This window comes from Mycobacteroides chelonae, assembly GCF_016767715.1.
GTDB classification, from domain to species: domain Bacteria; phylum Actinomycetota; class Actinomycetes; order Mycobacteriales; family Mycobacteriaceae; genus Mycobacterium; species Mycobacterium gwanakae.
Window position 1 is genome coordinate 3,276,242 of sequence record NZ_CP050145.1, and the last position, 22,836, is coordinate 3,299,077.

The window sequence follows — 22,836 nt, forward strand, 5'->3', positions numbered from 1 at the left end:
CGCAACAGGCTAGCCGAGCACCAGTAAGCTCGCGCCATGGCGACACCGGCACCACTGCGAAGCTTCGCGTGGCTGGCCACGATCATCAGCGAGAGCGAGCCACACTGCGGCGATGTGCGTGTTGTGGCCGTCGACGGCAGGGGCGCCGCCGGCAAGAGCACCTTTGCTGCACGACTACACACAGCGGTATCGGCGACAACCCCGTCCACGGCACTGCTGCACACCGACGACTTCGCGTCCTGGGAGACGTTCTTCGGGTGGTGGCCGCGGTTCGAGGAGCAGATTCTCGCGCCCTGGGCGCACGGCAACTTGGCGCGGTACCGGCGCTACGACTGGACGACCCGAGAATTCGGCCCACCGGAGCAGTGCGCACCGCCGTCGGTGCTGATTCTCGAGGGCGTCGGCTCGGGCCGCGCAGCCGCCGACCGCTGGTTGAGTTCGCTGATCTGGGTGCAGACCGGCCAACTGACCCGTAGGCGCCGGGCGGAGGTTCGCGATGGCGAGGAGCTCCGCGAGTTCTGGCGATTGTGGCTCAACGAGGAGGAAGCGCACTTCCGCCGGGATCCCACCGCGGCCCGCGCCGACCTCATCGTCGACGGCGATCCCGCGGTGCCACCGGACGACCCCGACCGCGACTTCCTGCTCGGCCGTTAACGCAACGGCACCGTCGGCCCGTTCGGGTCAAGTGGCGCACAGCTGTCCCGCCCTACCGTCGTGGAGCATTTCGCCGCCGGGATCGCCGGGCGGTAGCCGGCTGCGGTGCCTGCATCCCGGGTGATCTGGGTGTAGGTCTGGACGGCATCGGTGGGCACGCGCTTCAGTGCCGGATCACCCAGCGCGTCTACGGTGTAGAGGCCGAAACGTGGCCGGTAACTTCCCCATTCGTAGTTGTCGACCAGCGACCAGTAGTTGTACCCGATGATCGGGATATCGTCGGCCTTGGCCCGCTGTAGCCAGAAGACGGTGTCGTTGAGGTACTGCGATCGGGTCACGCCGTCAGAGCGCGGCTTTCCGTTGTCGGTGACCATGCCGTTCTCGACGATGTAGATCGGCAGCCCGGGGTATCGCTGCGCGTAATGCCGCGACACGTAGTAGATGTCCTCGGGCTGCAACTTGATGTTCCAGCGTGCGGCCATGCTCTGCGTCGAGGCTGGATTGTCCAGGGCAGTGCCGGTGTAGTAGTCGAAGCCCAGGTAATCCAGGCTGCCGGTGACCCGGTCGAAGAACGAACCGTCCAGACCCTTCACCCCGAAGCCTGCGAACTGCGCCAACACATCCGGGGGGATGTAGGCCTCGTTGGTGGTCACCTTGGCCTTGGGGTCGGCGTCGTGCGCAGCCCGGTACACCGCACGATGAGCCTGCGCAAGACGATCCAGGAAGCCTTCGAACTGATCGGGTTTGATCGCGCCGGTGCGCACCTCCATCGCCCCGAAAGCCAGTGGCTCGTTGATGCTGACCCACAGCACCCCTTGTCCGGCATAGCGTTTGGTGATTGCCTTGGCAAAGTCTTCGAACGCCGCGATGTTGTTCATGAAGCCGCCGCGGTCGGCGACCCAGCCCGGGTATACCCAGTGCATGAGCGTGATCATCGGGGTCATGCCGTTCTCGCGTAGCGTCGCGACGATGGAGTCGTAGTACGCCAGTTCCTTCTCGTCCCATTTGCCCGGCTCGGGCATCACCCGCGACCACTCCAGCCCGAATCGAAATGTATTGACGCCCATGGCATGAGCATTGGCGATGTCTTCGGCGTATCGATGGCGGAAATCATCGGCCTGCCGGTACGGGTCGACCGGGCCAGCCCCCAGAGGATCAGCCCCGGGCTCTACCGGCCTACCGGCGGTGCGATCAACATAGCGTCGCCAATTGCTGTCGGGAGCACTGCCCTCCACCTGGTAGCCCGCAGTTGCAGTACCCCAGTAGAACCCGCGATCCCAGGCGGAGTCGTCCTTCGAACTCTCCTGCTGCGGGCTGCAAGCGGCCAATCCCAATGCCACGACGACGGCCGATGCCACGACGGAGACGATCCATTTCATACAAAAACCATACACTGTATGGTTTTCTAGGCCAGTAGCCGCTCCCACACCCGCCGCATGTGGCTGCCCATGTCGATGGATGGATCCGACATCCATTGGATCTGAATGCCGTCTGCGGCCGCGATCAGCGCCGCCGCAGCGAATTCGGCATCGACATGCTCGGGAACCTCGCCCGCGGCTTGGCGCCCTCGCACGTACTCGGCGATGAGCGTGCGCATCCTCTCGTATCTCTCCCGCAGGTAAGCGCCGGCAGGATGGCCCGGGTCAACGGCCGCGGCGGCCGCCAGTGAGAGATACACCGTCCCGGAGCCAGGCTTACTCGCCTTGTCGAGCATCGCTTGTGCGAGCACCTCGCCGGGGTCGATCTCGGAGTCCGAATTGCCATACCAATGTTCAAATCTGGCGTCGGCATCGCGCTGGATCTCGGTGAGGATCACATCGCGCGTCGGGAAGTAGTGCATGAGCCCGGCCAGGCTGATGTTGGCTTCCTTGGCTATGACACGCATCGAGGCACCGGCCTCCCCGTCGCGCTCCAACACCGTCAACGCCGCGGCGAGGATCTCCCGGCGCTTGGCCTCCCCTTTGGGATACCGCTTTGCGTCAGGCCCAACAGCTGGCATTGCCCGAGGCTAGCGCACAAACAGTTCGGCCCCGCACAGGAACGAATCCTGGCGGGGCCGAATTGTTTTGAGAAACCTAGGCTTGGCCGACCTCGAACCGCGCAAAGCGGGTCACGGTGACACCGGCCTCGTCAAGCAGCGCCTTGACGGACTTCTTGTTGTCGGACACCGACGGCTGATCCAGCAGCACGACATCCTTGTAGTAGCCAGTCACGCGTCCCTCGACGATCTTGGGCAGCGCGGCCTCGGGCTTGCCCTCGGCCTTGGCGGTCTCCTCGGCGATGCGACGCTCATTCTCGACCACGTCGGCCGGAACGTCTTCGCGCGTCAGGTACTTGGCCTTGAGCGCAGCGATCTGCAGCGCCACGGAGTGCGCGGCACCCTCGTCCGAACCGGTGTACTCGACCAGCACGCCCACGGCCGGCGGCAGGTCCGCGGCGCGCTTGTGCAGGTATGCCTCGACAGTGCCATCGAAGTACGCCACCCGGCGCAGCTCCAACTTCTCACCGATCTTGGCGGCCAGGTCGGCGATCGCCTGCTCAACGGTCCGGCCGTCCTCGACCTTGGCGGCCAGGAGGGCGTCGACCTCGCCGATCTTGCCGGCAGCGGCCGCACCGACAATGGCGTCGGCCAGGCCCTGGAACTCGGCGTTCTTGGCGACGAAGTCGGTCTCGGAGTTCAGCTCGACAAGTGCGCCGTCACGCGCGACAACCAGGCCCTCAGCGGTAGCGCGCTCGGCACGCTTGCCGACGTCCTTGGCACCCTTGATGCGCAGCACCTCGACGGCCTTGTCGAAATCACCGTCGGACTCGGCCAGGGCGTTCTTGCAGTCGAGCATTCCGGCACCGGTCAGTTCCCGGAGCCGCTTCACATCGGCGGCTGTGAAATTCGCCATTTAGCCTTCCTCGGTTGTGGTTTCGGTGGTCTCGGCCGCGGGCGCAGCACCGTCGTCGGTGGTTGCGACAGCGGAGGCAAGCAGTTCCTGCTCCCACTCGGCAAGCGGCTCGGCGGCCTCTGGCTTCTCGTCGCCACCGGCCAGGCCGGAGCGGGCCTGCAGGCCCTCGGCGATCGCGGAAGCGACGACCTTGGTGAGCAGCGCGGCGCTGCGGATCGCGTCATCGTTGCCCGGGATCGGGTAGTCGACGACATCGGGATCGCAGTTGGTGTCCAGGATCGCGATGATCGGGATGTTCAGCTTGCGGGCCTCGGCTACGGCGAGGTGCTCCTTGTTGGTATCCACCACGAAGATCGCCGACGGCACCTTCTGCATGTCCCGGATACCGCCGAGGCTGCGCTCAAGCTTGTTCTTCTCACGCGTGAGCATGAGAATTTCCTTCTTGGTGCGTCCCTCGAAGCCACCGGTCTGCTCCATCGACTCCAGCTCCTTGAGGCGCTGCAGACGCTTGTGAACAGTGGAGAAGTTGGTGAGCATGCCGCCCAGCCAGCGCTGGTTGACGTAAGGCATGCCAACGCGAGTCGCCTCTTCGGCGATGGGCTCCTGAGCCTGCTTCTTGGTGCCGACGAACATGACCGACCCACCGTGAGCGACGGTCTCCTTGACGAACTCGTACGCCTTGTCGATGTAGGTCAGCGTCTGCTGCAAGTCGATGATGTAGATGCCGTTGCGGTCGGTGAAGATGAACCGCTTCATCTTGGGGTTCCAACGACGGGTCTGGTGCCCGAAGTGCGCGCCGCTGTCAAGCAGCTGCTTCATAGTTACTACAGCCATGAGTCCATGGTTCCTTTTGTCGGTTGTCGCCCGGGATCGGGTGATCCTGGGCCCTAGCGTCTGCTGATGCCGGAACCCATTCCTCGATTCCCGAAGGAAACCCTGGATGGGACCGCCCGGCATGCCGGTCACGAGTTCGTGTACAGACGCGCGAAGTCAACCCGCTAGGCGAGTTGCGGTCATGAGTTTACATGCTGCGACGAGTGCTTTTCGCCACGCACCGAAGCATCGGGCGCAGACCCCGGAGGTTGTCCACAGGGGCCGAAATGGCTCTTTCCTCCACCACAATCGTCCGGTCACGATGATGTCGTGAGGTTCAGAAGGGTCGGCTGTCCCGGACTGATCCTGGCCGTGGCGCTGACTGCCTCCCCCGTGGCTGCCACCGCACCGGGTGACACGGGTGATCGTTTCGGCTGGCCGCTACGTCCTCGACCTGCGGTAACCCGGCACTTCGACAAGCCGCGCGAGCGTTGGAATCGGGGCCATCGCGGGGTCGATTTGGCCGGCTTCCCCGATCAGCGGGTGGCTGCGGCCGGGCCGGGCATCGTGGTGTACGCAGGATCTCTCGCCGGTAGGACGCTGGTCTCGATCGAACACGTCGGCGGCCTGCGCACCACCTACGAGCCGGTTACCCCGCTGGTCAAGCCTGGTCAGCGCGTGAGCGAAGGATCGGTCATCGGGACATTGCGGCCCGGACATCCCGGCTGCGATGGTGCGGCTTGTTTGCACTGGGGCGCGTTGCGCGGGCCTGCTTCGGCGGCGAACTACCTGGACCCGCTGGGACTGTTGGCCACTACGCCACTGCGACTCAAACCGCTTCAGGCGGGCTGACAGATGTCGACGTGCGCGGGCTTTCCGGTGGCCTGCGACAGCCTGGTAAGCGCATCGTGGAATCTGTCGAGTGCGTCCTGCTCGGTGACCACTTGGTAAAACGCACGCATCTCACCGCCGTTGGCCATGCACACCCACCATGGCGGGTAGACATCAGCGGTCGCCGTTCCCGCGGCCACGAGTCCGAGGCCCACAACGGCGGTGGCCGCCACCAGAATTCCGGCGCGCATGCTTGGCACTCTAATCATCGGACCGATTTCGACCAGGCCCTTGCCCACAATTCCAGCGGGGCCAGCGCGACGAGCAACGCCTTGCCCACCGCCGTCAGCGAGTACTGCCCGTCCTGGCTGCGCACGATGTGGGCGGCGGTCAGCTCGCTAAGGCGTGTGGTGAGGACGCCGCTCGATACCTCCCCGACATCGCTCATATGCTGCCTGAGCTCAGAGAAAGTCTTTGACCCGGACCGCAGCTCCCAGAGCGCCAGAATGGCCCAACGGCGACCGAAAAGGTCGAATGCCGCGTTGAGTGGCTGCCCGGAACCGGACCCCCGCACGGGCTTGCCCGGGCGGGGCGTGGCAACCCCGTCGGGCGACTCCGCCTCGGATATCCCGGCACTGGCGATGATCGTGATCAGTCGGCTGGCGCGCTCGGCCATCTGCTCCGCGCTCTGGTCTGGGTGCCGGATCCACCAGGTGATCATGGCGCCGACCATCCCCATCCAGCCCTGCGTGAGCACACCGATGTCCTGTGGATCGCGCAGCTCGGTGGCCGCACTTCCCACCGCTGCCACGCCCTGGCCGGCCAGGGCAGCGAGACGCATTCTGGCGATCCGGGCAGCCGCGAGTGCATCACTGTCCTCAGGCAGCGTCTGATCCCAGATCACCAGCCAATCGGATGGGCGGGGTGCCAACGCCTGAAAGATCGCCTGCAGCACTGCCCGTGGCAACGCGAGTGTGGGCGGGGCCGCCTCCATTGCCGCAGCGATGTGGTCACCGACGATCGCTCCGGCGCGCCGCACGCACGCGATGTAGAGCTGCTCCTTGGACCCGAAATATGCCAGCACCATGGGCTTGGATACACCGACCGCCGATGCCACCGCCGCCAGGGACATGCCCGCGTATCCGCTGCGGCCGAACTCCTGGCACGCGGCATCGAGGATCTGCTGCTCCCGCTCGGCGCGGGGCATGCCCTTGGTGCCTGCCCGTGTCATCAGTCCCTTGTACCAGCCTCGAGCCTTCCCGTGCCGAGTATTCATGTGCGCGGCATCACAGTAGACCGATCGGTGTGATGTTCATATGACCAACTGTTAAATTAACAATCAGCCAGTTAACGTCAACGCTCACCAACCGGATCAATGAGGAGCTGGAATGCGTGGCGCGTGGGTGTATCTGGTATCGACGGCGGTTCTCTGCATCGCCGGGGCCTACATAGCCCATCTACGGCTCAGCGACATTCCTGACCCCGCCATCGGCCATTCGGCCAAGCCACCAGTCATCGGCAAGCCACGGGACAAGGTCGTCGAGTACCGGCTCGACGGGCCCGCAGGCAGCGCGATCACCGCGTCCTACCTGGATGTCGACGGCGCCGTACGCGAAGTGTCGGGCACGCTTCCCTGGCAGACCACCCTGCATGCCAAACAACTTGTCGTCCCAGCGGGACTCGTCGCGCAATCCAGTTCGGGGCAGATGTCTTGTCGCATCACGATCGACGGGCTCACACGTGACCAAAGCGCGGCCGACGCATCGGCCGTCTCCTGTCAGGTGGCGGTGGCGTGAATCTCTTGGACAAGTTTCGCGTACAGGTATGGGACAAGTTGTGGGCCGGCCCCGCCGACGTGGCACCCACACCGGGACGACCGCTGCTGGCGCGGCTGCTCTACCGGTTCTCCATACCTATCCTCGTGGTGTGGCTTGGCGCGGCCGGCATTCTCAATCTCGCTGTGCCCCAGCTAGAAACGGTGATCAAACAGCACGCCCGCTCGTTTCTGCCCGATGACGCCGCCTCCGTGCAGGCGATCTCGAAGATGGGCGATTACTTCGGCGGTGCCGGTACCAACAACTTTGTCTATCTCCTCCTCGAGGGCGAAGCTCCGCTGGGCGCCGAGGCGCACCAGTACTACTCGTCGATCCTTGATCGGATCAACCAGGACAAGAAGCACGTCAACTCCTCCATGGATCTGTGGTCGGATCCGCAGTTCGCGCCGGCCAACGAAAGTGCCGACGGGAAGGCCGCATACGTCCTGATCAACCTCAAGGGCAATATGGGGACTGCCCTGGCCATGGAATCGACCGCGAAGATCCGCGAACTCATCGCCCAGTACCCGCCGCCCAAAGGAATCACCGCGCACCTGACGGGCCCTTCCGCGGTGGTGAACGACGAGCTGGTGTCGATCAACGACTCGATCCTGATCCTGCTGATCGCATGTGCGGGGCTGGTGGGCCTCATCTTGTTGGTGGTGTACCGCTCGCCGATCACCATCGCACTGCCACTACTCGTCGCGGGAGCGGGGCTTGCCGTCGGTCGACCCATCGTCGCGTTCCTCGGCGAACACCAAGTCATCGGCGTGTCGATCTTCGCCTCGGCGCTACTGGCGGTGATCGTGCTGGGTGCCGGAATCGACTACGGCATTTTCCTTTTGGGCAGATACCAGGAGGCACGGCGGGCCGGTGAAGACCCGGTCGGGGCCTACTACACGGCACTGGCGGGGGTGCAACACATCATTATCGCCTCGGGGCTCACCGTTGCCGGGGCGACAGCCTGCATGGTCTTCACCCGCCTGGCCATCTTCAGTACGTCGGGGCTGCCCTGCACGGTTGCGGTGGTGGTCACCCTCGCCGCCGCGCTGACTCTCGCGCCCGCCGCACTGGCTGCCGGTAGCAGATTCGGATTCTTCGAGCCGCGCGAGGAGAAGTCGCAGCGCCGGTGGCGGCGCATCGCCACGTACGTGGTGCGGTGGCCGGGGCCGGTGTTGGCAGGCAGCTTGGCCGTGCTCGCGATCGCATTTCTGGCGGTGCCCGGGTTCCAGCCCAGTTACAACGAGCGGCAAGCTCAGCCCAGCGACTCCCCCGCGAACATCGGCTTCGCCGCCTCGGACCGTCATTTGCCGCCAAATATCATGTCCCCCAGCGTCTTCATCGTGGAAGCAGACCACGACATGCGCAACTCCGCGGATCTGATCGCCCTGGCGAAGATGAGCAATGCCGTACTGAATATCCCCGGTATCAGCAACGTGCAGGGCATCACCCGGCCGCTGGCGGCCCCCTTGGAACTGGGGACACTGCCCGCGCAAGCCGGTTATGTCGGTGGGCGGCTGACCCAAATGACCAAACTGCTTACGCAGCGCATCGAGGACCTGACCGCTCTCAGCGGCCGAGTGGGCCAACTTTCGCTGACAGTGCGGGGCTTGGAGCAGGCGCTGCGCACCGGCACCGTAGGTGCGACCCAGATACATTCAGGTGCAACGGAATTACGCACCAGCCTGGCCGCCGTGGTGCAGAAGGTCGACTCGTTGCGCGGGACGGCCAAACCCGCCGAGGACTTCATCGGCGGGATCCCGAACTGCCGCGATAACGACTATTGCCAGGCTGCACTCACCGGCTTCTCCCTCTTCGACGATCTGCACCGTTTCGACGGGCTTGTCGGCAATCTGGTGAACGGAACCGGCACGCTGGCACAGTCCTTGCCGGCGCTCGGTGCACAGCTACCGGGACTCAAGGACTTCATCACCCAGGTCAACGCGGTTATCGCACCACTGCAGAGCACCCTGCAGGTTCTGCTGCCCCAGGTCACCGAGATCACTCAGTTCACCGATGACCTCAGCAAGAGCTTCACGGCAGGCGACCCGAGTAACTCCTTCTTCATACCTACGCAGGCCTTCGAGAATCCACTCTTCAAAAGCGCTATGCCGTACTTCTTCTCCCCCGACGGCAAGGTGACACGGATGGTCGTCACTCCGGAAAAGGAGGGATTCAGCCAGGAGGCTATGGACCTGAGCTCCGAGATCATCCCGACGGCACTGCAGTCCATTAAGAGCACATCGCTGGCAGGCAGCACAGTGAGTATCGGAGGGCCGGGCGGCACCCTGTTGAACATCGAAGCCTTTACACGTGAGGACTTCATCACCAGCGCCGTGGCCGCGTTCGCCTTCGTGTTCTGCGTGATACTGATCCTGCTACGCAGCCTCGTCGCCGCGATGGTGGTTATCGGGACTGTCGCGTTGTCCTACGTCTCGGCGCTGGGCCTCACCGTGTTTGTCTGGCAGGACCTCGTCGGCATCCCGCTGCATTGGTCGGTGGCTCCACTGTCATTCGTGTTCCTTGTCGCCGTCGGCGCCGATTACAACATGCTGCTGGTGGCCCGGTTCCGGGAAGAGATACACGCTGGCATCAAGACAGGTGTCATCCGCTCTATGGCCAACACCGGCGGGGTGGTGACAACCGCGGGTCTGGTCTTCGGTTTCACCATGTTCGCGATGATCGTTGCGCCGGCGCGCAACATCGCCCAGCTCGGTACGGCGGTCGGCCTCGGCCTGCTCATGGACACCCTGATCGTGCGATCGTTCCTCGTGCCCGCCATCGCGACCCTGCTGGGCCGCTGGTTCTGGTGGCCAGTGGTGATACACGACAGAGCCGCCAGCCGCGACGCGGTCCCGAACAGCGTTGCGCCCGTGGGTGCGCCAGAGCACGGACATCTGGTTGGGACGCCGCGCTGAGGGCCGCCTGTACGCGATGAATTGAGATGAACTGAGCGCCACAGACCCGAAGGAGCCAATATGCATGAGTTCGGTATCGCGCTACGGGACCGTGACTCTCACGCTATGGTTGCCGCATTGGCAAGTGACGTGACCTATCACTCCCCCGTCATGAGTACCCCGATCGTAGGCCGAGGCGTCTCCGAGCTGATGGAGATCTTGTGCGAAATCCTCACGGCTGTAGATGAACTGGAAGAATTCGGCGATGACAGGACTCGGGTTCTCATCGGCGCGGTGACTGTAGGTACGCGCTCCGGCAATGCTACCTGGGTACTACGACTCGACGAGAGCGGAAAGGTCCGCGAAATATCTTGGCAAGTAAGGCCCTTCAGTCTGACAGTCCAAACTCTGAATGGTTTCGCGGGCGGCATGGGATCCAGACGCGGTCGAGGTAAGCGCATTCTTGGCAGGTCCGGAAAGCCGGCCACATTGCTACTGGCCGCCGCCATCGATCGAGTAGCCCCGCTGTTGGCTCCGCCCAGCACCGTGCCGCAAGGCGAGAAATGACGCACCGGCCGTCCACCTGCGGACTTCGACACTGACATGCTGGCAAAAAATCAGTCAAAACTCTTGCAAAACAAGAAGATACACCCGCCGTCCAGGCGCCGTCGCCGAGACCAGTATGTGGGGCAAAGTGATCTGAATCATAGAGAAAAAAGGTGTGATTCCCGATATAACCGACTATTCAATTTACGATTGATGGCTTATCGTAAACGCATTTGGTGTAGTCGGCGCCGCAAGAGACCGAAGCAGGTGAGCTACCAATGTGTAGGTTCGGTGTACCGAAAGGCTTCCGCGCCCGTACCCCGATTGAGATACGTTTAGGCGCCGGACATCTCGAAGCCGTTTCGAATCGCGGGTGCACGCCATGCCTACCGTAGCCGGATTGACCGCGTTGCTTATCCTGTTGGTGGTGGTAGCCCTATGGGCAGCCGGTGGTAATGGCGGATCGATGAGCTACTACCAGCGTGAAGTGGACCGCATGATGCGCAAGCAATCGCGGCAGGAGAAGGCGGACTTGGCAGCCCATGTCCGTCCCCGGCGAATTCGGCGCTGGGCCAACCGGCTATGGCGAGGGCGGCCGTGACACCGTCACGCCCGCGGGTGCGCCTGATCGTGTACGGCTCGCAGACGCGCCACGGTGACGTGGGTATATAGCTGCGTGGTGGCCAGCGTGGAGTGCCCGAGCAGCTCCTGAACGACACGCAAGTCCGCGCCACCTTCCAGCAGATGCGTTGCGGCGCTGTGCCGCAGACCATGCGGGCCGATATCCGGCGCCCCGGGCACGGCGGACATGGTTTGATGCACCACGGTGCGAACCTGACGCGGATCGATACGCCGGCCACGCGCACCCAGGAGCAGCGCAGCCCCCGAGCCCGAGTTGGCGAGATCCGCCCGACCGCGCTCCAGCCACGCCGTCAGCGCATCGGCGGCGGGACCTCCAAACGGCACGGTGCGCTCCTTGTCGCCCTTACCCAAGACGCGCAACACCTTTCGCGACCTATCGATATCGTCCACATCCAAACCGCAAAGCTCACTGACCCGAATCCCGGTGGCATAGAGCATCTCCACGATCAGCCGATCCCGCAGTGCCATCGGATCATCTTGCTCGGCACCCGAATGCGCGGCTTCCATCGCCGCCACGGCCTGGTCTTGTCGTAGCACCGCGGGGAGGGTGCGGCGAGATTTGGGCTGTTGTAGGCGAATCGCGGGATCCGTCTTCATCAATCCGCGACGGGTCGCCCACGCGGTGAAAATCTTCACCGCCGAAGTACGCCGCGCGACCGTAGACCGCGCCGCACCCTGCCGGGCCTGAGCGCCGAGCCATGACCGCAACACCGGCAATGACAGATCAGCCAGGGATGCCTGCGGATTGGTCGCCGACAGGTGATCAAACAACGAGGTGAGATCGCCACGATAGGCCCGTTGGGTGTGTACCGACCGTCCGCGCTCCAGCGCCAGATGCTCGGCGAACTCGTCGAGAATCGCGGTCAGCTGCGGAGTCACTCCCCCACGGTAGCTTCGGCGGCCGCTAGCTCCTGCTTCCACACGCGGAAAGTCTCCTCGGTTCGCCCACGGCGCCAATAGCCCGAAATCGAGGCGGCCCACTTCGGTGCGACCCCACGTTCCTTGCGTATGTACGGCCGCAGGTTGTGCATGACGGTCTGGGCCTCGCCGTGGATGAATACCTGCACCTGTCCGGGCAGCCACTCCGCCGAGCGAACCGCCGCCACCAACGGGGCGTTATCCCCCGCCAGGCTCTCATCGACCTCGTCGGCACCAGCGCCCCGGTGAACCCAGACAATCTCGACATCGCCGCGGGTGTCGAAGGCGATCTCATCCTGCGGGCCTGCCACCTCGATGAACACCTTGGCGCGGGCGCCCTCTGGAAGTGCTTGCAGCGCGACGGTGATCGCCGGGACGGCCGATTCATCGCCGGCGAGCAGATGCCAGTCAGCGGCGGGATCTGGCGAGTAGGCGCCGTGCGAGTCGGTGAGATACAGCTTGTCACCTGGCGTGGCCCGTGCAGCCCACGGGCCCGCCACCCCAGTGTCGCCGTGCACCACAAAGTCGATCGCGATCTCGCGACGGTCGGCATCTATGGAACGGATGGTGTACGTGCGCACCGTGGCCTGCATGTCGCGTGCCTGATCGATGTCGCGCGGACCCGGCCCTTCGTGGCCCTCGGGAAGGAATATCAGCTTGGCGTAGCTGTCGGTATCCGCGTTGGCCTCGAAACCGTCGAATCCGTTACCGCCAAGCACCACCCGGGTGATGTGCGGCGTCACTTGTTCGGTGCGAACGACCTGTAACTCGTGGAGCGGGCGTGCCATATCGCCTCCTGCGTCGGATCCTCCATGTCAATTGCCTTGACTATACGGAGGAATGCCCGTGAATGGGCGCCCCCGTCAGGGCAGCATGCCCCTGACGATCAGCTCTGCGGCGGCCTCGGCGTGCGCGTGCACCTGATCCGGATCGAACACGGCATCGCCGAAGACGGTACGAGCCAGCGCTCCGCTACTGAACAAGGCGGCGGTGCCGGACGTGATGAGAAAGAAGCTGGTCTGCAGCGGCACATCGCGCAGTTCGCCTGCCTTGACCGCCTCCTCGTACACCGGCCCGAGCCGTTCCTGCATGGGGATGACGTAGGCCTGACAGATGTGTTGCAGCCGCTCGCTGTCCTGGCCCGCCTCGATGTCCATGATGCGGATCAATTCGGGGTGTTCGGCCGCGAAGATCACAAACATCTTGATGAATCGTTTGATCCGCTCCGCAGAATTCAGGCTCTCGTCGTCATCTGCCAGCACCTTGTCGATGATCGCCTGAAATCCCCAGTCGACGGCCGCATACCACAGCTGTTCCTTGGACGAAAAACGTTGATGTAGCAGGTTATGGCTTACGCCCAGCTCGCGATTGAGGGTGCGCATCGACATGCCCTGATAGCCATGCGTGGCGAACGCTTGCAGCGCCGCGGTGAAGATCGCGTCGGCCGACACTCCCTCGCCGCCTTTGCGCGGCCGGCCACGAGGGCGCCGCGTCAACTCACCCGTTTCAGTCACGAAATCCGCCACATCCTTCCTTCCCAACCATCATCCCCCCACTAGCTGGCAATCGCGTTCAGGCCTTCCGCACAACGGTCATGATCTTTATCGGGATTGCCGAATACCACCGTTACGGCCGGGCATACTGGCGCGATGGATACCTGGTTGTGGATCTGCGCCGGTGTGCTCGCCGTGGTGCATCTCGGCGCGGGCGTGTTCAAACTGATCACCCCGTACGAAAAGATCGCCGCCAATCCCAACCTCGCCTGGGCCACCGATTTCAGACCTCACGTGGTCAAGGCGATCGGCGGGCTGGAAGTGCTCGGCGGAATCGGCGTGGTGCTCCCGCACGCCACCGGGATCGCCCCGGTGCTGAGTCCGCTTGCCGCTGCCGGACTCGCAGTGTTACAGGCGGGGGCCTTTGGTGTTCATGTCCGCCGCAATGAATGGAAATTGACCATGGTCAACGTGATCCTCATCGTGCTTGCGGTATTCGTCGCGTTCGAGTGGTACGCGTTGTCGACCTCCGGACAGTGACTACGGCACACCCACGAGATTGGTCTGCGCGCTGCACAATTCGCTCATATATGCGGCGAAGGCCTCAGCTTCCGGCGTGGCGCCTTTTTCTCTCCACACCAGCGTGAGGCGCCCACGCATCACCTCATCGGACAGGTCGATCTGGCGAACTCGGTCCAGACGATCAGCAGGAAACTCCGGCGTTACGGCAACGCCCAGATCCCGGGTAGCGAGGTGATTCATCATGTCGATTGAGTTCGTCTCGAAGGCGATGTCAGGAACGAATCCTTGTGCCAGGCAAGCCTGATCAAGGATTGCCCGAATCCCGGACCCCTGCGGATGACTGATGAGCGCACGGTTGCGCAGATCCTCAAGACTGATCGACGCATGCGATGCCAAGGGGTCGTCGCGATGGACGATGGCCACGATGTTCTGTTGGGCGAGAGGCTGCTCGCGTAACAGCGGGGGCGTTGACGAGCCCTGCCTGACCACGGCGACGTCGAGTTTGCGTTCTAGCACCGCCGCCGTGAGTTGATCCGATCGCGCTTCGGTCAGTGTGATCGACACTGCGGGATGCGCTTGGTGGAACGCGGCCAAGGCATCGGCGAGTAACGGCAGCGGATGATCGAGCGTTCCAATAGCCAGATGCCCACACAGGACGCCCGCCATGGCGCTTGCGGTCAACCGTATCTTGCCCACGATCTGAAGTGCCGTTTCGGCGAGCGGGAACAACATCTTGCCAAACTCGGTCAGCTTGAGTGCTCTGCTCGAACGGTCGAAAAGCTCGTGACCGAGCTCCCGCTCCAGTCTCCGGACCTGAGCACTTACCCAAGGCTGAGCGACATGCAAAGCCTCCGCGGCGCGGGTGAAATTCGAGTGTTCGGCGACCGCGAGAAAGTACTCAAGCTGCCTCAGTTCCATAGCGAATCACCCACAGGCCAGACAGGAGTTCCCGCGGTTGACAAGGCAGGGTCAGTAGTTGATAAGCCAAAGCGGCCCGAACTTGGCCACTCCCAGCGCGATGAAAAGGACCGCAATGATCATCGCCGTGGCGAGGTCGTTCATGTGCTCGATGGGGCTGCTCGATTCAACCTTGTGGGACTCGTAAATCTGAAATCCGGGCTCCATGCCGCGCTTCCTTCCTACTTTGGTTGAACAACTGTTCTGGAAAATCGATCTGGCAATGCAGCCGGAAGGGATCGCCGTATCACTCAACCGAGAATGGTCTTGCGATCCGAGTGGAAAAATGTGACGAGTGTCGTTGCACCACATATTAATCCGACGGTGAGTATCACCTTGGATCCGCTGTAGACCGAGGCAATGACTCCGCCCGTGGCAGCACCGAGGATGAACGACAGGTAGAGCATCGCGTACCCAAGCCATTCAAAGACCGAACCCTTGCCAAAGAGATGGCGTTCGATTCCTTGCCCCAACTTGACCACGGTTCCCGTGACGTAGCTCAAGGGAATGGCGGTTTCACCCTTCTTCACAAACGACGTGTTGAGCGCTCCAATCGAGAAGGCCAACAACAAAATCGGCGTGAAATGCACGTCAATGTTCGCCGTGAAACTCCGGTCCTGATAGAAGTCGACCGCGGCAGCCGCGAGGAGACCCACCGTGGTCAGCACCGTCGCACCGTGCGGATGATTCTTCCAAAATTTTCTCCGGCAGAAGGAGGCGACGATCACCCCGAACAGGAAGGCCCCGATCATCGAGATAGCGGCAATCGGACCCGCACCCGCCACCTGCTGTTTGTCGGTGACCTTGAACCACGTCAGCACCGCACGTTCGGTGTTTCCGGTCATGAATGTCACGAAGTAGCCTGCGCTGTGCAGGAAGGCGACCGCGCCGACCATGCCCGCAAGTCCCGAAAGCAGCCACGAAAGCCTAGCCTCGCTGCCGATTGCGGCCTCACGAGTTATGACGGCATCGGCGGTCTTAGACACCACGGCATCGCCCTTGCGATCGTCCATTTCCACGTCATCCTGAGATCTGTTATCTAAAGTCATGGACCCGCTGCTCTTCCGGTTCATGGTGGCCAACTCAGGACTTGTCGATGTCGCCGACGTGGCCGTGCAGGACGATGCGTCCGTCGGCGAGTTTGTAGGTCAGGTACACGATGGCGAGCTTGTTGGCCTTGACCGCATCGGCGACCACCTGAGAGCGCTGCAGCAGTTTGATGCCGGTCTCTTCGACGTGGCGGGCCTCGAACTCATCGATGCGCGACAGCCCATCCTTGCGGCCACCCAGGATCGAGGGCATCACCCGCACCACCAAGTCCCGGATGTACCCGCCGGGTACCTCGCCGGTGTCCAGGGCGGCCACCGTGGCCCCTACCGCGCCGCAGGAGTCGTGACCCAGGATCGCGATCAGCGGCACACCCAGTACCGCCACCGCGTACTCGATGGAGCCCAGGACGGCGGAGTCGATCACCTGACCGGCGGTACGCACGATGAACATATCGCCCAGGCCCTGATCGAAAATGATCTCCGCAGCCACCCGGCTATCCGAACACCCGAACAACAGCACATCAGGGCTCTGACCATTTGCCAGCTCAGTACGACGCGCGATGCTCTGACTCGGATGCTGCGGAAAACCACCCACAAAACGCTCATTGCCCTCTTTGAGCGCCGTCCACGCGGACTTCGGATCAGATCTCATATTTCCTTCATACCCTACGGGGGTATCTCATGCCTGTGATCTTCAACACATAGTTGACTTCTATCAACCAACCGTTGATCATCGAGACATCAAAAGATACCCCGTGGATCATCGAAATATGGACTGCTGTAAGGGAATTCGTCGGATCGCAGATTCGATAACCGACAGTGACAGCCTTGGCAGACCTCTCCGGTGGGCGTCGCAGTCATTGAAAGCACCCAATTCCAATATGCCTGGATTCGGCGGAGGCCGCAACGCCGATCCTCAATCGGTTGGCAATCGTCCACTGCCACAACACAGTCGAACGCCTTGTATTTCCTTGGACTTTGGGTACCCCCCTCAATCGAAAGCCGCAGCTGCGCAGACTATTTCAGTACCTGGACAATACGAAGCCACGCCCGGATAAGCAGGCCCAAATATTCACAGGAAAAACTCAGACTGCGGCACTTCATAAGAAATCGTTCTAGCTGTCAGACAAAGCCGATGATGGCATTGGCGAACTACTTCGCTGCACCATAGAAAGGGGCCACCGGACATCCCGCTCGACGAAGACAAGAGATGCGTGAAAATGTCACGCACACAGGACGACCCATGGGATGTATCCGCGAGTGTCGCGATGAAGCATCGCACACCGGACGTGCGCCGCGTTCCTTCCGCCAGACCATCGCCGATATGTCCGCTTAGTGTCAGGGTCATCGGGCTCGGCCGCGGCGTCTAATCTTCCAGCCACCGTCCGCGTCCACCACCAATTCCTCAAGTTCGAGGATCGCCAGTGCGCCCTGCACCTGGCCGCTGGTCAGTCCCGACTCGGCAATCAGCTGTTGAATCGAGGCGCTGCCCCGTCCGGGCAATGCTTCGTAGACCCGCTTCTCGTCCTCGCCGAGCCCGTCGACAATGCTGGCGGGGCGTTCTGGATCGGCCGCGAATTCGCCCAATCTGCCTGCCAACTCGATCACATCTTGTGCGCAGACAACGAGCCGCGCACCGCGCTCGGCAATCTCGATATGGGTACCCGCCGATGCCGCCGATGTGATCGGCCCGGGCACCGCGCCGACGGGCTTTCCAAGCCCGCGCGCCCATGCCGCGGTATTGGCGGCACCGCTGCGCACCCCCGCCTCGACCACCACTGTGGCACCGGAAAGTGCTGCCACCAATCGATTTCGGGTGAGAAATCGATATCGCGCAGGCCGCACTCCCGGCGGATACTCGCTGACCACCAATCCGTGTCGAGCGATTCGGTAGAGCAGCCCGGAGTGAGCGGACGGGTACGGCACGTCTACACCGCCTGCCAGCACCGCGACTGTGATGCCCTCGCAGGCCAGTGCCGCCCGATGCGCAGCACCATCAATGCCGAACGCACCGCCCGATACCACCGCCATCTCATGGGCCGCCAAACCCGATGCGAGTTCGGCCGCTACGTGCTCGCCATATCCGGTGCAGGCGCGCGTACCGACGAGTGCTGCAGCCCGTGACGTGACCTCTGATAGGGAGTGCTCACCAAGTACCCAGAGTGCCAGCGGCGCTCGTCCGTTGGGCATGCGTTTCGTATCGAGCGTTGCGAAATCCTGGAACTGCCACCCTGGCCATTCCGGATCATCGGGTGTCACCAAGCGCCCACCAAGGCGGGCCAGGGTCTCCAGATCCTGGCGACTGCTGTCGATGTCGTGGCGGGACTGCACGATGGTGCGCACCCTGTCCGGTACCGCCAAGCGCCGGACGCGCTCTGCCGTCTCCTGCACGCCGAACACCGACACCATGGCCGCGAGTTCCGCGCAGGGCGCCTCAGCCACCCGGGATAGGTAGGCCCAATCGGGCGACACATCGCTCATCGTTTATCGCGAAACGTCAATGCGAGCTTGACATCCTCGGTGCCCGGGAAGTCACGCCCGCCGAGGTCGGCGAGAGTCCACGCGACACGTAGGCATCGGTCCAAAGCACGAACACTGATGAGCCCGCGTTCCATGGCGTTACGCAGCGGCTCCATAACCGTCCTCGACGGTCGAAACTCCTTACGCAACAGCGGACCGGGGGCATCAGCATTGACACGGAATCCATAAGCCGACCATCGCTGCGCCGCCCGCTCACGCGCCAAGAGGACACGCTCGCGCACAAGCACCGTGCCCTCGGCAGCCTCGCCGAGCGCGCTTTGGCTGACCGGGTGCATCTTTACCCGAAGATCCACCCGATCGAGAAGCGGACCGGACAACTTGCCCAGGTAGCGACGACGTACCGGAGCCGGACACGTGCAGTCTCGCGGGTTCGCCGGCGCGCACGGGCACGGATTGGCCGCCAGTACCAACTGGAATCTGGCCGGGTACACGACGACGCCGTCACGGCGCGCCAACCGAATCTCCCCATCCTCCAACGGCGTACGCAGTGCCTCCAGTGCGGGCGTCGAGAGTTCGGCGCATTCGTCGAGAAACAACACGCCACGGTGAGCTCGACTTACCGCGCCAGGCTTGGCGATACCGGAGCCGCCGCCGACGAGAGCCGCGACGCTCGACGTGTGATGTGGCGCCACGAACGGTGGCTGGGTGATCAACGGCTGCTGCGTCGTCAACAGACCCGCCACCGAATGGATAGCCGTGACCTCAAGTGCCTCGCTATCGGTCAGCAGTGGCAGCAGCCCCGGTAATCGTTGCGCCAGCATTGTTTTGCCGATGCCTGGCGGACCGGTCAGCATGAGGTGGTGAGCGCCCGCCGCCGCCACCTCGACCGCGAATCGCGCATCGGCATGTCCAACAACGTCCGCCATGTCCGGCATATCGCTCTTGCATGGCACGTCCAACGGCCGCACCGGCTCCAGCTCGCCATCAGCACACAGCCAGCCCGTCAGTTGCCGCAAGGTCCGAGCACCCAGCACCTCGATACCGTCGACCAAACCCGCCTCCCCTAGATTCGCCTCGGGTACCACCACGGTTGGCCACCCGTCGCGTTTGGCCGCCAGCACTGCGGGGAGCACTCCGCGGATCGGGCGCACGCGCCCGTCGAGCGCCAACTCCCCTAGTAGCAGGCTCTTTTCCAGCCTCGTCGGCGGGATCGCGTTACCGGCCGACAGCACGGCGGTTGCCAGCGCCAGGTCATACACCGATCCCATCTTCGGCAATGTCGCAGGTGACAGCGCCAAGGTCAGACGCGACGACGGCCAGGTGAACCCGCAGTTGGTGATCGCCGCGCGCACACGGTCACGAGATTCCTGCAGTGCGGCATCGGGCAGCCCGACCAGGTGCACACCGGGGAGCCCAGCACTGATATCGGCCTCGATTTCGACCGTTTGGCCGGTTACCGCCTTGACCGCAACGGAATAAGCTCTCCCTAGGGCCATCTCAGCTCACCCCGCGGATGTGGGTGATCGCCGGTCCCGAGCCGCTCAACCGCACTTCGATGACATCGATACGCACGGCCACCCACGAACCGTCCTGCGCCGCCAGCCAGATGCCCGCAAGCCGCCGCAGCCTACGTAACTTGGTGTGCGTCACGGCCTCCGCAGGTGTTCCGAACGCGCGGCCGGTACGTGTCTTCACCTCAACAAAAACCAACGCTTCGCCGTCGGCTGCGATGATGTCCAATTCTCCGTACCGGCACCGCCAATTGCGATCGAGGACCGTGAAACCGTCCTTGCTCAGGTAATCAGCGGCGAGATCCTCTCCACGGCTGCCGATCTGTGCACGTGTGCTGGTTGTCATGGCCACACCATCTGCGCCGGTACCGACACAGGCTCAGCTGAGATGCCTCACGGTCGAGAGTTATCCACATTCCGGCATTCCTCCACAGGACGGCGGCCGCAGGCGGCTCCTACCGCGGTTCTGGACGGTGCTCACACAGCGAACCAGGACTTCGATACATCCGGCGCGTGGTCGAACGCCTACTGCGTTAGGGCAGTCCGCCCACTAGTTCCACATCTTGACCGGATGAACCACCGGCGCAACCTTGCCGATCGCACCCGTTGCGGGTCCCGGCAGGTCCTTGGAGTTGGGGGCCGACTTGATCTCGACGTCGTCCGTCGCGGTGCACACGTCCTTGCTGGCCTTCGATGGCGCACAGTGCACACCAGGCGCAGCCACCGCGACAGCTGGCGAGCCCAACGGCAGCGCGACCACAATTGCCGGCGCAATCATCGCCATCGCCCTCATCAGCAAAATACCCATCGGCCGAGAATGGGACACGCCCACGAGATCCGCAACTCGAACGATGTCCTGCTGGCGAGTAATTCCCATCACAGCCGGCCAGAATCTGTCAGGTCTGGAGGGACAGTGCCAAGCAAACCATCGCCGCGACCTAGCGCGGCGCGTTGCCCTCGAGCCGATCAAGTAGCGATTCGAGCGCCTCTTCGAACTCTGTCACGCTGTGGTCTTCACTGAGCTGTTGCTGCATCCGCTGCAGATTCGGGTAGTTCGAAAGGCTCCGCAGCGTCTTCTCGGGCAGCTCGTCTTCCACCGGACTCAGCGAGACGCCGCGTGCTGAAACCTCCAGGAGCAGCTGGCCCAGCAGGAAGGTGGTGTACGCGCGATAGGCGGTCACTGCTCCCCGGTCGTCGAAGCCGTAGGAGATCAGTGTGTCCAGGAAGGTCTCCATCCACTTCATGCTCCGCAGCGGCGGCCGAACCCATGGGGCCTCCGGTGGCCGGGTCGCCAACGTCGGAAACAGGTGCGGGTGATCGATGGCAATCGCCCGCACCCCATGCGCGAGCCGAACGAGATAGTCCTGCCAACCGTCTTCCTGCCGTCGGGCAGCGAGTTGATCGTCGTACAGCTTTTCGACCAGGTGGTCCACAATGCCGCCGAGTAGGTCTTGGCGGCCATGGACGTGGCGGTAGAGGGCCATCGCTTCGACACCGCAGGCAGAACCGAGCCGCCGCATCGTCAGCTGATCCAACCCATCGCGGTCCACCAGCGCGATCGCGGTATCGAGGATTTCCGCACGGGTCAGCGATCGTGGGCGGCGCCCCTCCGGGGTGCCTGCACCTGTTCGGTTGTCCGTCTCGTCCACTGCGTCGGTCACTCCCACCGTGCATTTCGGGGTTCGGGTTATGACGGCGTTCCCGTGGCGGCTTTGCCGTCCTCCACGACGGTACCTCTGCCAGCTAAACAGCTGGCCAGCGGCTATTTGTTTACAAAGTAGTTTACGTGGTACACAACCCTTGCTACGGTGGATTTGGTCGCCTCACGACGAGGCGACATCGAGCGGTTGCACCGTGCACGCACTGAAAAGGAGCGACAGATGAGCGATGACAACAAGGACAGCGGTCTCGAGGCCGGGATCAAGGGCGTCGTCGAAGACGTCAAGGGCAAGGCCAAGGAAGCCTTCGGCAAGCTGACCGATGACGAGTCGCTGGAGCGCGAAGGTCAGGCGCAGCAGGACAAGGCCGAAGCCCAGCGTGAGGTAGCCACCAAGGAAGCCGAGGCCGAGAAGGCCCGCGCCGAGGCTGCGGTGCATCAGGCACGCGAAGACGCCGAGAAGTAGCAACACACCGCACAGCAGCCCGCTCCACTCCCACGAGAACCAGGAAACCACAAATGATTTCACCTCTGGCCGCTGATGTTGCGGCAGCTCACCTCGGCTTTGGCATCGGCTGGATCGCATGGATCGTGATCGGCGGCCTCGCCGGATGGGTGGCCAGCAAGATCATGGGCACCGACGCCCAGCAAGGGCTCCTGCTCAACATCGTGGTGGGGATCGTGGGCGGGCTGCTGGGCGGATTCTTGCTGAGTCTGCTCAACGTCGGCACCTACGGCTTCGGCTGGATTCTGACATTCGTCACTGCACTCGCGGGCGCCTGCATTCTCTTGTTCCTCGTGCGCCTCGTCAGCGGCAGGCGATGAGTAGCAACAGATCCCAGCAGTCCACAACAGAAGGGGCCCTAGTGATTCCGTCCATTTCGAAGAAACTCGCGGTGGCCGCCGGTATGGCCGCGGCCATCTCGCTGGCGGGCTGTTCCAGTGTGATCAATCAAGGTGGTGACACCACCTGCAAGGAATACCTCACCCAGGATGAGGCCACGCAAAATGAGGCCGTCATCAAGATGCTCAAGGACGAGAACCAACAAGACCCCAGTGGTCTGCAGTCGACGGCAGCACGAAACTCCGCGTTGGCCTACTGCAAGACGCTGGGCAACGAGAACAGCAAGATCAAAGAAGCCCCACACCTCTAACCG

Annotated in this window: 28 protein-coding genes; 10 read left to right on the forward strand and 18 right to left on the reverse strand. The window is 63.1% G+C overall.

What is annotated here, in order from left to right; genetic code table 11:
- The first annotated feature begins 36 nt into the window (after window positions 1-36).
- Window positions 37-654 (forward strand): uridine kinase family protein, encoded by a 618-nt coding sequence (locus tag HBA99_RS16120; protein ID WP_070923642.1) that lies wholly within the window; start codon window positions 37-39, stop codon window positions 652-654.
- Here HBA99_RS16120 and HBA99_RS16125 read toward each other — a convergent pair.
- The 4 genes from HBA99_RS16125 to rpsB all read right to left on the reverse strand — a co-directional run bounded on the left by HBA99_RS16125 (window position 651) and on the right by rpsB (window position 4,382).
- Complete coding sequence (locus HBA99_RS16125; RefSeq protein WP_070931283.1) at window positions 651-2,033, reverse strand: family 1 glycosylhydrolase; 1,383 nt, start codon at window positions 2,031-2,033, stop codon at window positions 651-653. The two genes, HBA99_RS16120 and HBA99_RS16125, sit on opposite strands and share 4 nt — an antisense overlap.
- Window positions 2,034-2,059: 26 nt before the next feature.
- Window positions 2,060-2,653: a TetR/AcrR family transcriptional regulator gene (locus HBA99_RS16130; RefSeq protein ID WP_057969245.1), complete on the reverse strand. Its 594-nt coding sequence runs from the start codon at window positions 2,651-2,653 to the stop codon at window positions 2,060-2,062.
- A 76-nt stretch (window positions 2,654-2,729) separates the two neighbouring features.
- Entirely contained in the window at window positions 2,730-3,548 is an 819-nt protein-coding gene (tsf, locus tag HBA99_RS16135) for a translation elongation factor Ts (protein ID WP_046254186.1), read from the reverse strand.
- Window positions 3,549-4,382 (reverse strand): 30S ribosomal protein S2, encoded by an 834-nt coding sequence (gene rpsB, locus HBA99_RS16140; RefSeq protein ID WP_030094010.1) that lies wholly within the window; start codon window positions 4,380-4,382, stop codon window positions 3,549-3,551.
- 372 nt (window positions 4,383-4,754) lie between these two features.
- On the opposite strand from rpsB, the gene HBA99_RS16145 reads away from it, so the two are divergent.
- Entirely contained in the window at window positions 4,755-5,213 is a 459-nt protein-coding gene (locus HBA99_RS16145) for a M23 family metallopeptidase (RefSeq protein ID WP_081347053.1), read from the forward strand.
- On the opposite strand, the gene HBA99_RS16150 is transcribed toward HBA99_RS16145, so the two are convergent.
- Together HBA99_RS16150 and HBA99_RS16155 are read right to left on the reverse strand one after the other, a co-directional pair.
- Window positions 5,201-5,443 (reverse strand): hypothetical protein, encoded by a 243-nt coding sequence (locus HBA99_RS16150; protein WP_070923640.1) that lies wholly within the window; start codon window positions 5,441-5,443, stop codon window positions 5,201-5,203. The genes HBA99_RS16145 and HBA99_RS16150 overlap by 13 nt on opposite strands.
- 14 nt (window positions 5,444-5,457) lie before the next feature.
- Window positions 5,458-6,423 (reverse strand): TetR family transcriptional regulator, encoded by a 966-nt coding sequence (locus tag HBA99_RS16155; RefSeq protein ID WP_070923639.1) that lies wholly within the window; start codon window positions 6,421-6,423, stop codon window positions 5,458-5,460.
- A 157-nt stretch (window positions 6,424-6,580) separates the two neighbouring features.
- Here HBA99_RS16155 and HBA99_RS16160 point away from each other — a divergent pair, with 157 nt between their 5' ends.
- The 4 genes from HBA99_RS16160 (at window position 6,581) to HBA99_RS16175 (ending at window position 11,050) form a co-directional block, all read left to right on the forward strand.
- Entirely contained in the window at window positions 6,581-6,988 is a 408-nt protein-coding gene (locus HBA99_RS16160; RefSeq protein WP_030094014.1) for an MmpS family transport accessory protein, read from the forward strand.
- Window positions 6,985-9,924, forward strand: coding sequence for an MMPL/RND family transporter (locus HBA99_RS16165; protein WP_070923638.1), 2,940 nt, complete (start codon window positions 6,985-6,987; stop codon window positions 9,922-9,924). The genes HBA99_RS16160 and HBA99_RS16165 overlap by 4 nt, the downstream gene beginning before the upstream one ends.
- Before the next feature lie 105 nt (window positions 9,925-10,029).
- Entirely contained in the window at window positions 10,030-10,470 is a 441-nt protein-coding gene (locus tag HBA99_RS16170; protein ID WP_131821657.1) for a hypothetical protein, read from the forward strand.
- Window positions 10,471-10,831: 361 nt separating this feature from the next.
- The gene (locus HBA99_RS16175) at window positions 10,832-11,050 is read left to right on the forward strand and encodes a hypothetical protein (protein ID WP_081342865.1); all 219 of its coding nucleotides are present in this window, start codon (window positions 10,832-10,834) and stop codon (window positions 11,048-11,050) included.
- A 5-nt stretch (window positions 11,051-11,055) separates the two neighbouring features.
- On the opposite strand, the gene HBA99_RS16180 is transcribed toward HBA99_RS16175, so the two are convergent.
- The 3 genes from HBA99_RS16180 to HBA99_RS16190 form a co-directional block, all read right to left on the reverse strand.
- Window positions 11,056-11,970, reverse strand: coding sequence for a tyrosine recombinase XerC (locus tag HBA99_RS16180; protein ID WP_101312521.1), 915 nt, complete (start codon window positions 11,968-11,970; stop codon window positions 11,056-11,058).
- The gene (locus HBA99_RS16185; RefSeq protein WP_070952661.1) at window positions 11,967-12,797 is read right to left on the reverse strand and encodes a siderophore-interacting protein; all 831 of its coding nucleotides are present in this window, start codon (window positions 12,795-12,797) and stop codon (window positions 11,967-11,969) included. The genes HBA99_RS16180 and HBA99_RS16185 overlap by 4 nt, the downstream gene beginning before the upstream one ends.
- A gap of 75 nt (window positions 12,798-12,872) precedes the next feature.
- A complete protein-coding gene (locus HBA99_RS16190) occupies window positions 12,873-13,460 on the reverse strand; it encodes a TetR/AcrR family transcriptional regulator (RefSeq protein ID WP_057966672.1) in 588 nt (195 codons plus the stop codon).
- Between the two features lie 198 nt (window positions 13,461-13,658).
- Between HBA99_RS16190 and HBA99_RS16195 the strand changes: the two genes are divergently transcribed.
- Window positions 13,659-14,042, forward strand: coding sequence for a DoxX family protein (locus HBA99_RS16195; RefSeq protein ID WP_057966671.1), 384 nt, complete (start codon window positions 13,659-13,661; stop codon window positions 14,040-14,042).
- On the opposite strand, the gene HBA99_RS16200 is transcribed toward HBA99_RS16195, so the two are convergent.
- From HBA99_RS16200 to HBA99_RS16240, 9 genes are all read right to left on the reverse strand, one after another.
- Window positions 14,043-14,942 carry a LysR family transcriptional regulator gene (locus tag HBA99_RS16200; protein WP_070952660.1) on the reverse strand — a complete coding sequence of 300 codons (900 nt, stop codon included), beginning with the start codon at window positions 14,940-14,942 and terminating at the stop codon, window positions 14,043-14,045.
- Between the two features lie 51 nt (window positions 14,943-14,993).
- Entirely contained in the window at window positions 14,994-15,149 is a 156-nt protein-coding gene (locus tag HBA99_RS16205; RefSeq protein ID WP_109494466.1) for a hypothetical protein, read from the reverse strand.
- Between the two features lie 83 nt (window positions 15,150-15,232).
- A complete protein-coding gene (locus HBA99_RS16210) occupies window positions 15,233-16,054 on the reverse strand; it encodes a YoaK family protein (protein ID WP_057966669.1) in 822 nt (273 codons plus the stop codon).
- A 10-nt stretch (window positions 16,055-16,064) separates the two neighbouring features.
- Window positions 16,065-16,682, reverse strand: coding sequence for a carbonic anhydrase (locus HBA99_RS16215; RefSeq protein ID WP_070952659.1), 618 nt, complete (start codon window positions 16,680-16,682; stop codon window positions 16,065-16,067).
- A 692-nt stretch (window positions 16,683-17,374) separates the two neighbouring features.
- The gene (gene dprA / locus HBA99_RS16220; protein ID WP_070923631.1) at window positions 17,375-18,511 is read right to left on the reverse strand and encodes a DNA-processing protein DprA; all 1,137 of its coding nucleotides are present in this window, start codon (window positions 18,509-18,511) and stop codon (window positions 17,375-17,377) included.
- Window positions 18,508-20,007 (reverse strand): YifB family Mg chelatase-like AAA ATPase, encoded by a 1,500-nt coding sequence (locus tag HBA99_RS16225; RefSeq protein ID WP_070952658.1) that lies wholly within the window; start codon window positions 20,005-20,007, stop codon window positions 18,508-18,510. Before HBA99_RS16225 ends, dprA begins: the two co-directional genes overlap by 4 nt.
- A 1-nt stretch (window position 20,008) precedes the next feature.
- Entirely contained in the window at window positions 20,009-20,368 is a 360-nt protein-coding gene (locus HBA99_RS16230; protein WP_057969134.1) for a YraN family protein, read from the reverse strand.
- A gap of 204 nt (window positions 20,369-20,572) precedes the next feature.
- Entirely contained in the window at window positions 20,573-20,830 is a 258-nt protein-coding gene (locus HBA99_RS16235) for a hypothetical protein (RefSeq protein ID WP_227457772.1), read from the reverse strand.
- A gap of 130 nt (window positions 20,831-20,960) precedes the next feature.
- Window positions 20,961-21,671 (reverse strand): TetR/AcrR family transcriptional regulator, encoded by a 711-nt coding sequence (locus HBA99_RS16240; RefSeq protein ID WP_070952657.1) that lies wholly within the window; start codon window positions 21,669-21,671, stop codon window positions 20,961-20,963.
- Window positions 21,672-21,902: 231 nt separating this feature from the next.
- Between HBA99_RS16240 and mbp1 the strand changes: the two genes are divergently transcribed.
- From mbp1 to HBA99_RS16255, 3 genes are read left to right on the forward strand one after another with little or no spacing between them, the layout of a single operon-like run.
- Window positions 21,903-22,145 carry a microaggregate-binding protein 1 gene (mbp1, locus tag HBA99_RS16245; RefSeq protein ID WP_046255897.1) on the forward strand — a complete coding sequence of 81 codons (243 nt, stop codon included), beginning with the start codon at window positions 21,903-21,905 and terminating at the stop codon, window positions 22,143-22,145.
- A 53-nt stretch (window positions 22,146-22,198) separates the two neighbouring features.
- Window positions 22,199-22,504 carry a GlsB/YeaQ/YmgE family stress response membrane protein gene (locus HBA99_RS16250; RefSeq protein WP_030094029.1) on the forward strand — a complete coding sequence of 102 codons (306 nt, stop codon included), beginning with the start codon at window positions 22,199-22,201 and terminating at the stop codon, window positions 22,502-22,504.
- Between the two features lie 41 nt (window positions 22,505-22,545).
- Complete coding sequence (locus HBA99_RS16255) at window positions 22,546-22,833, forward strand: hypothetical protein (RefSeq protein WP_030094030.1); 288 nt, start codon at window positions 22,546-22,548, stop codon at window positions 22,831-22,833.
- Window positions 22,834-22,836 lie beyond the last annotated feature (3 nt).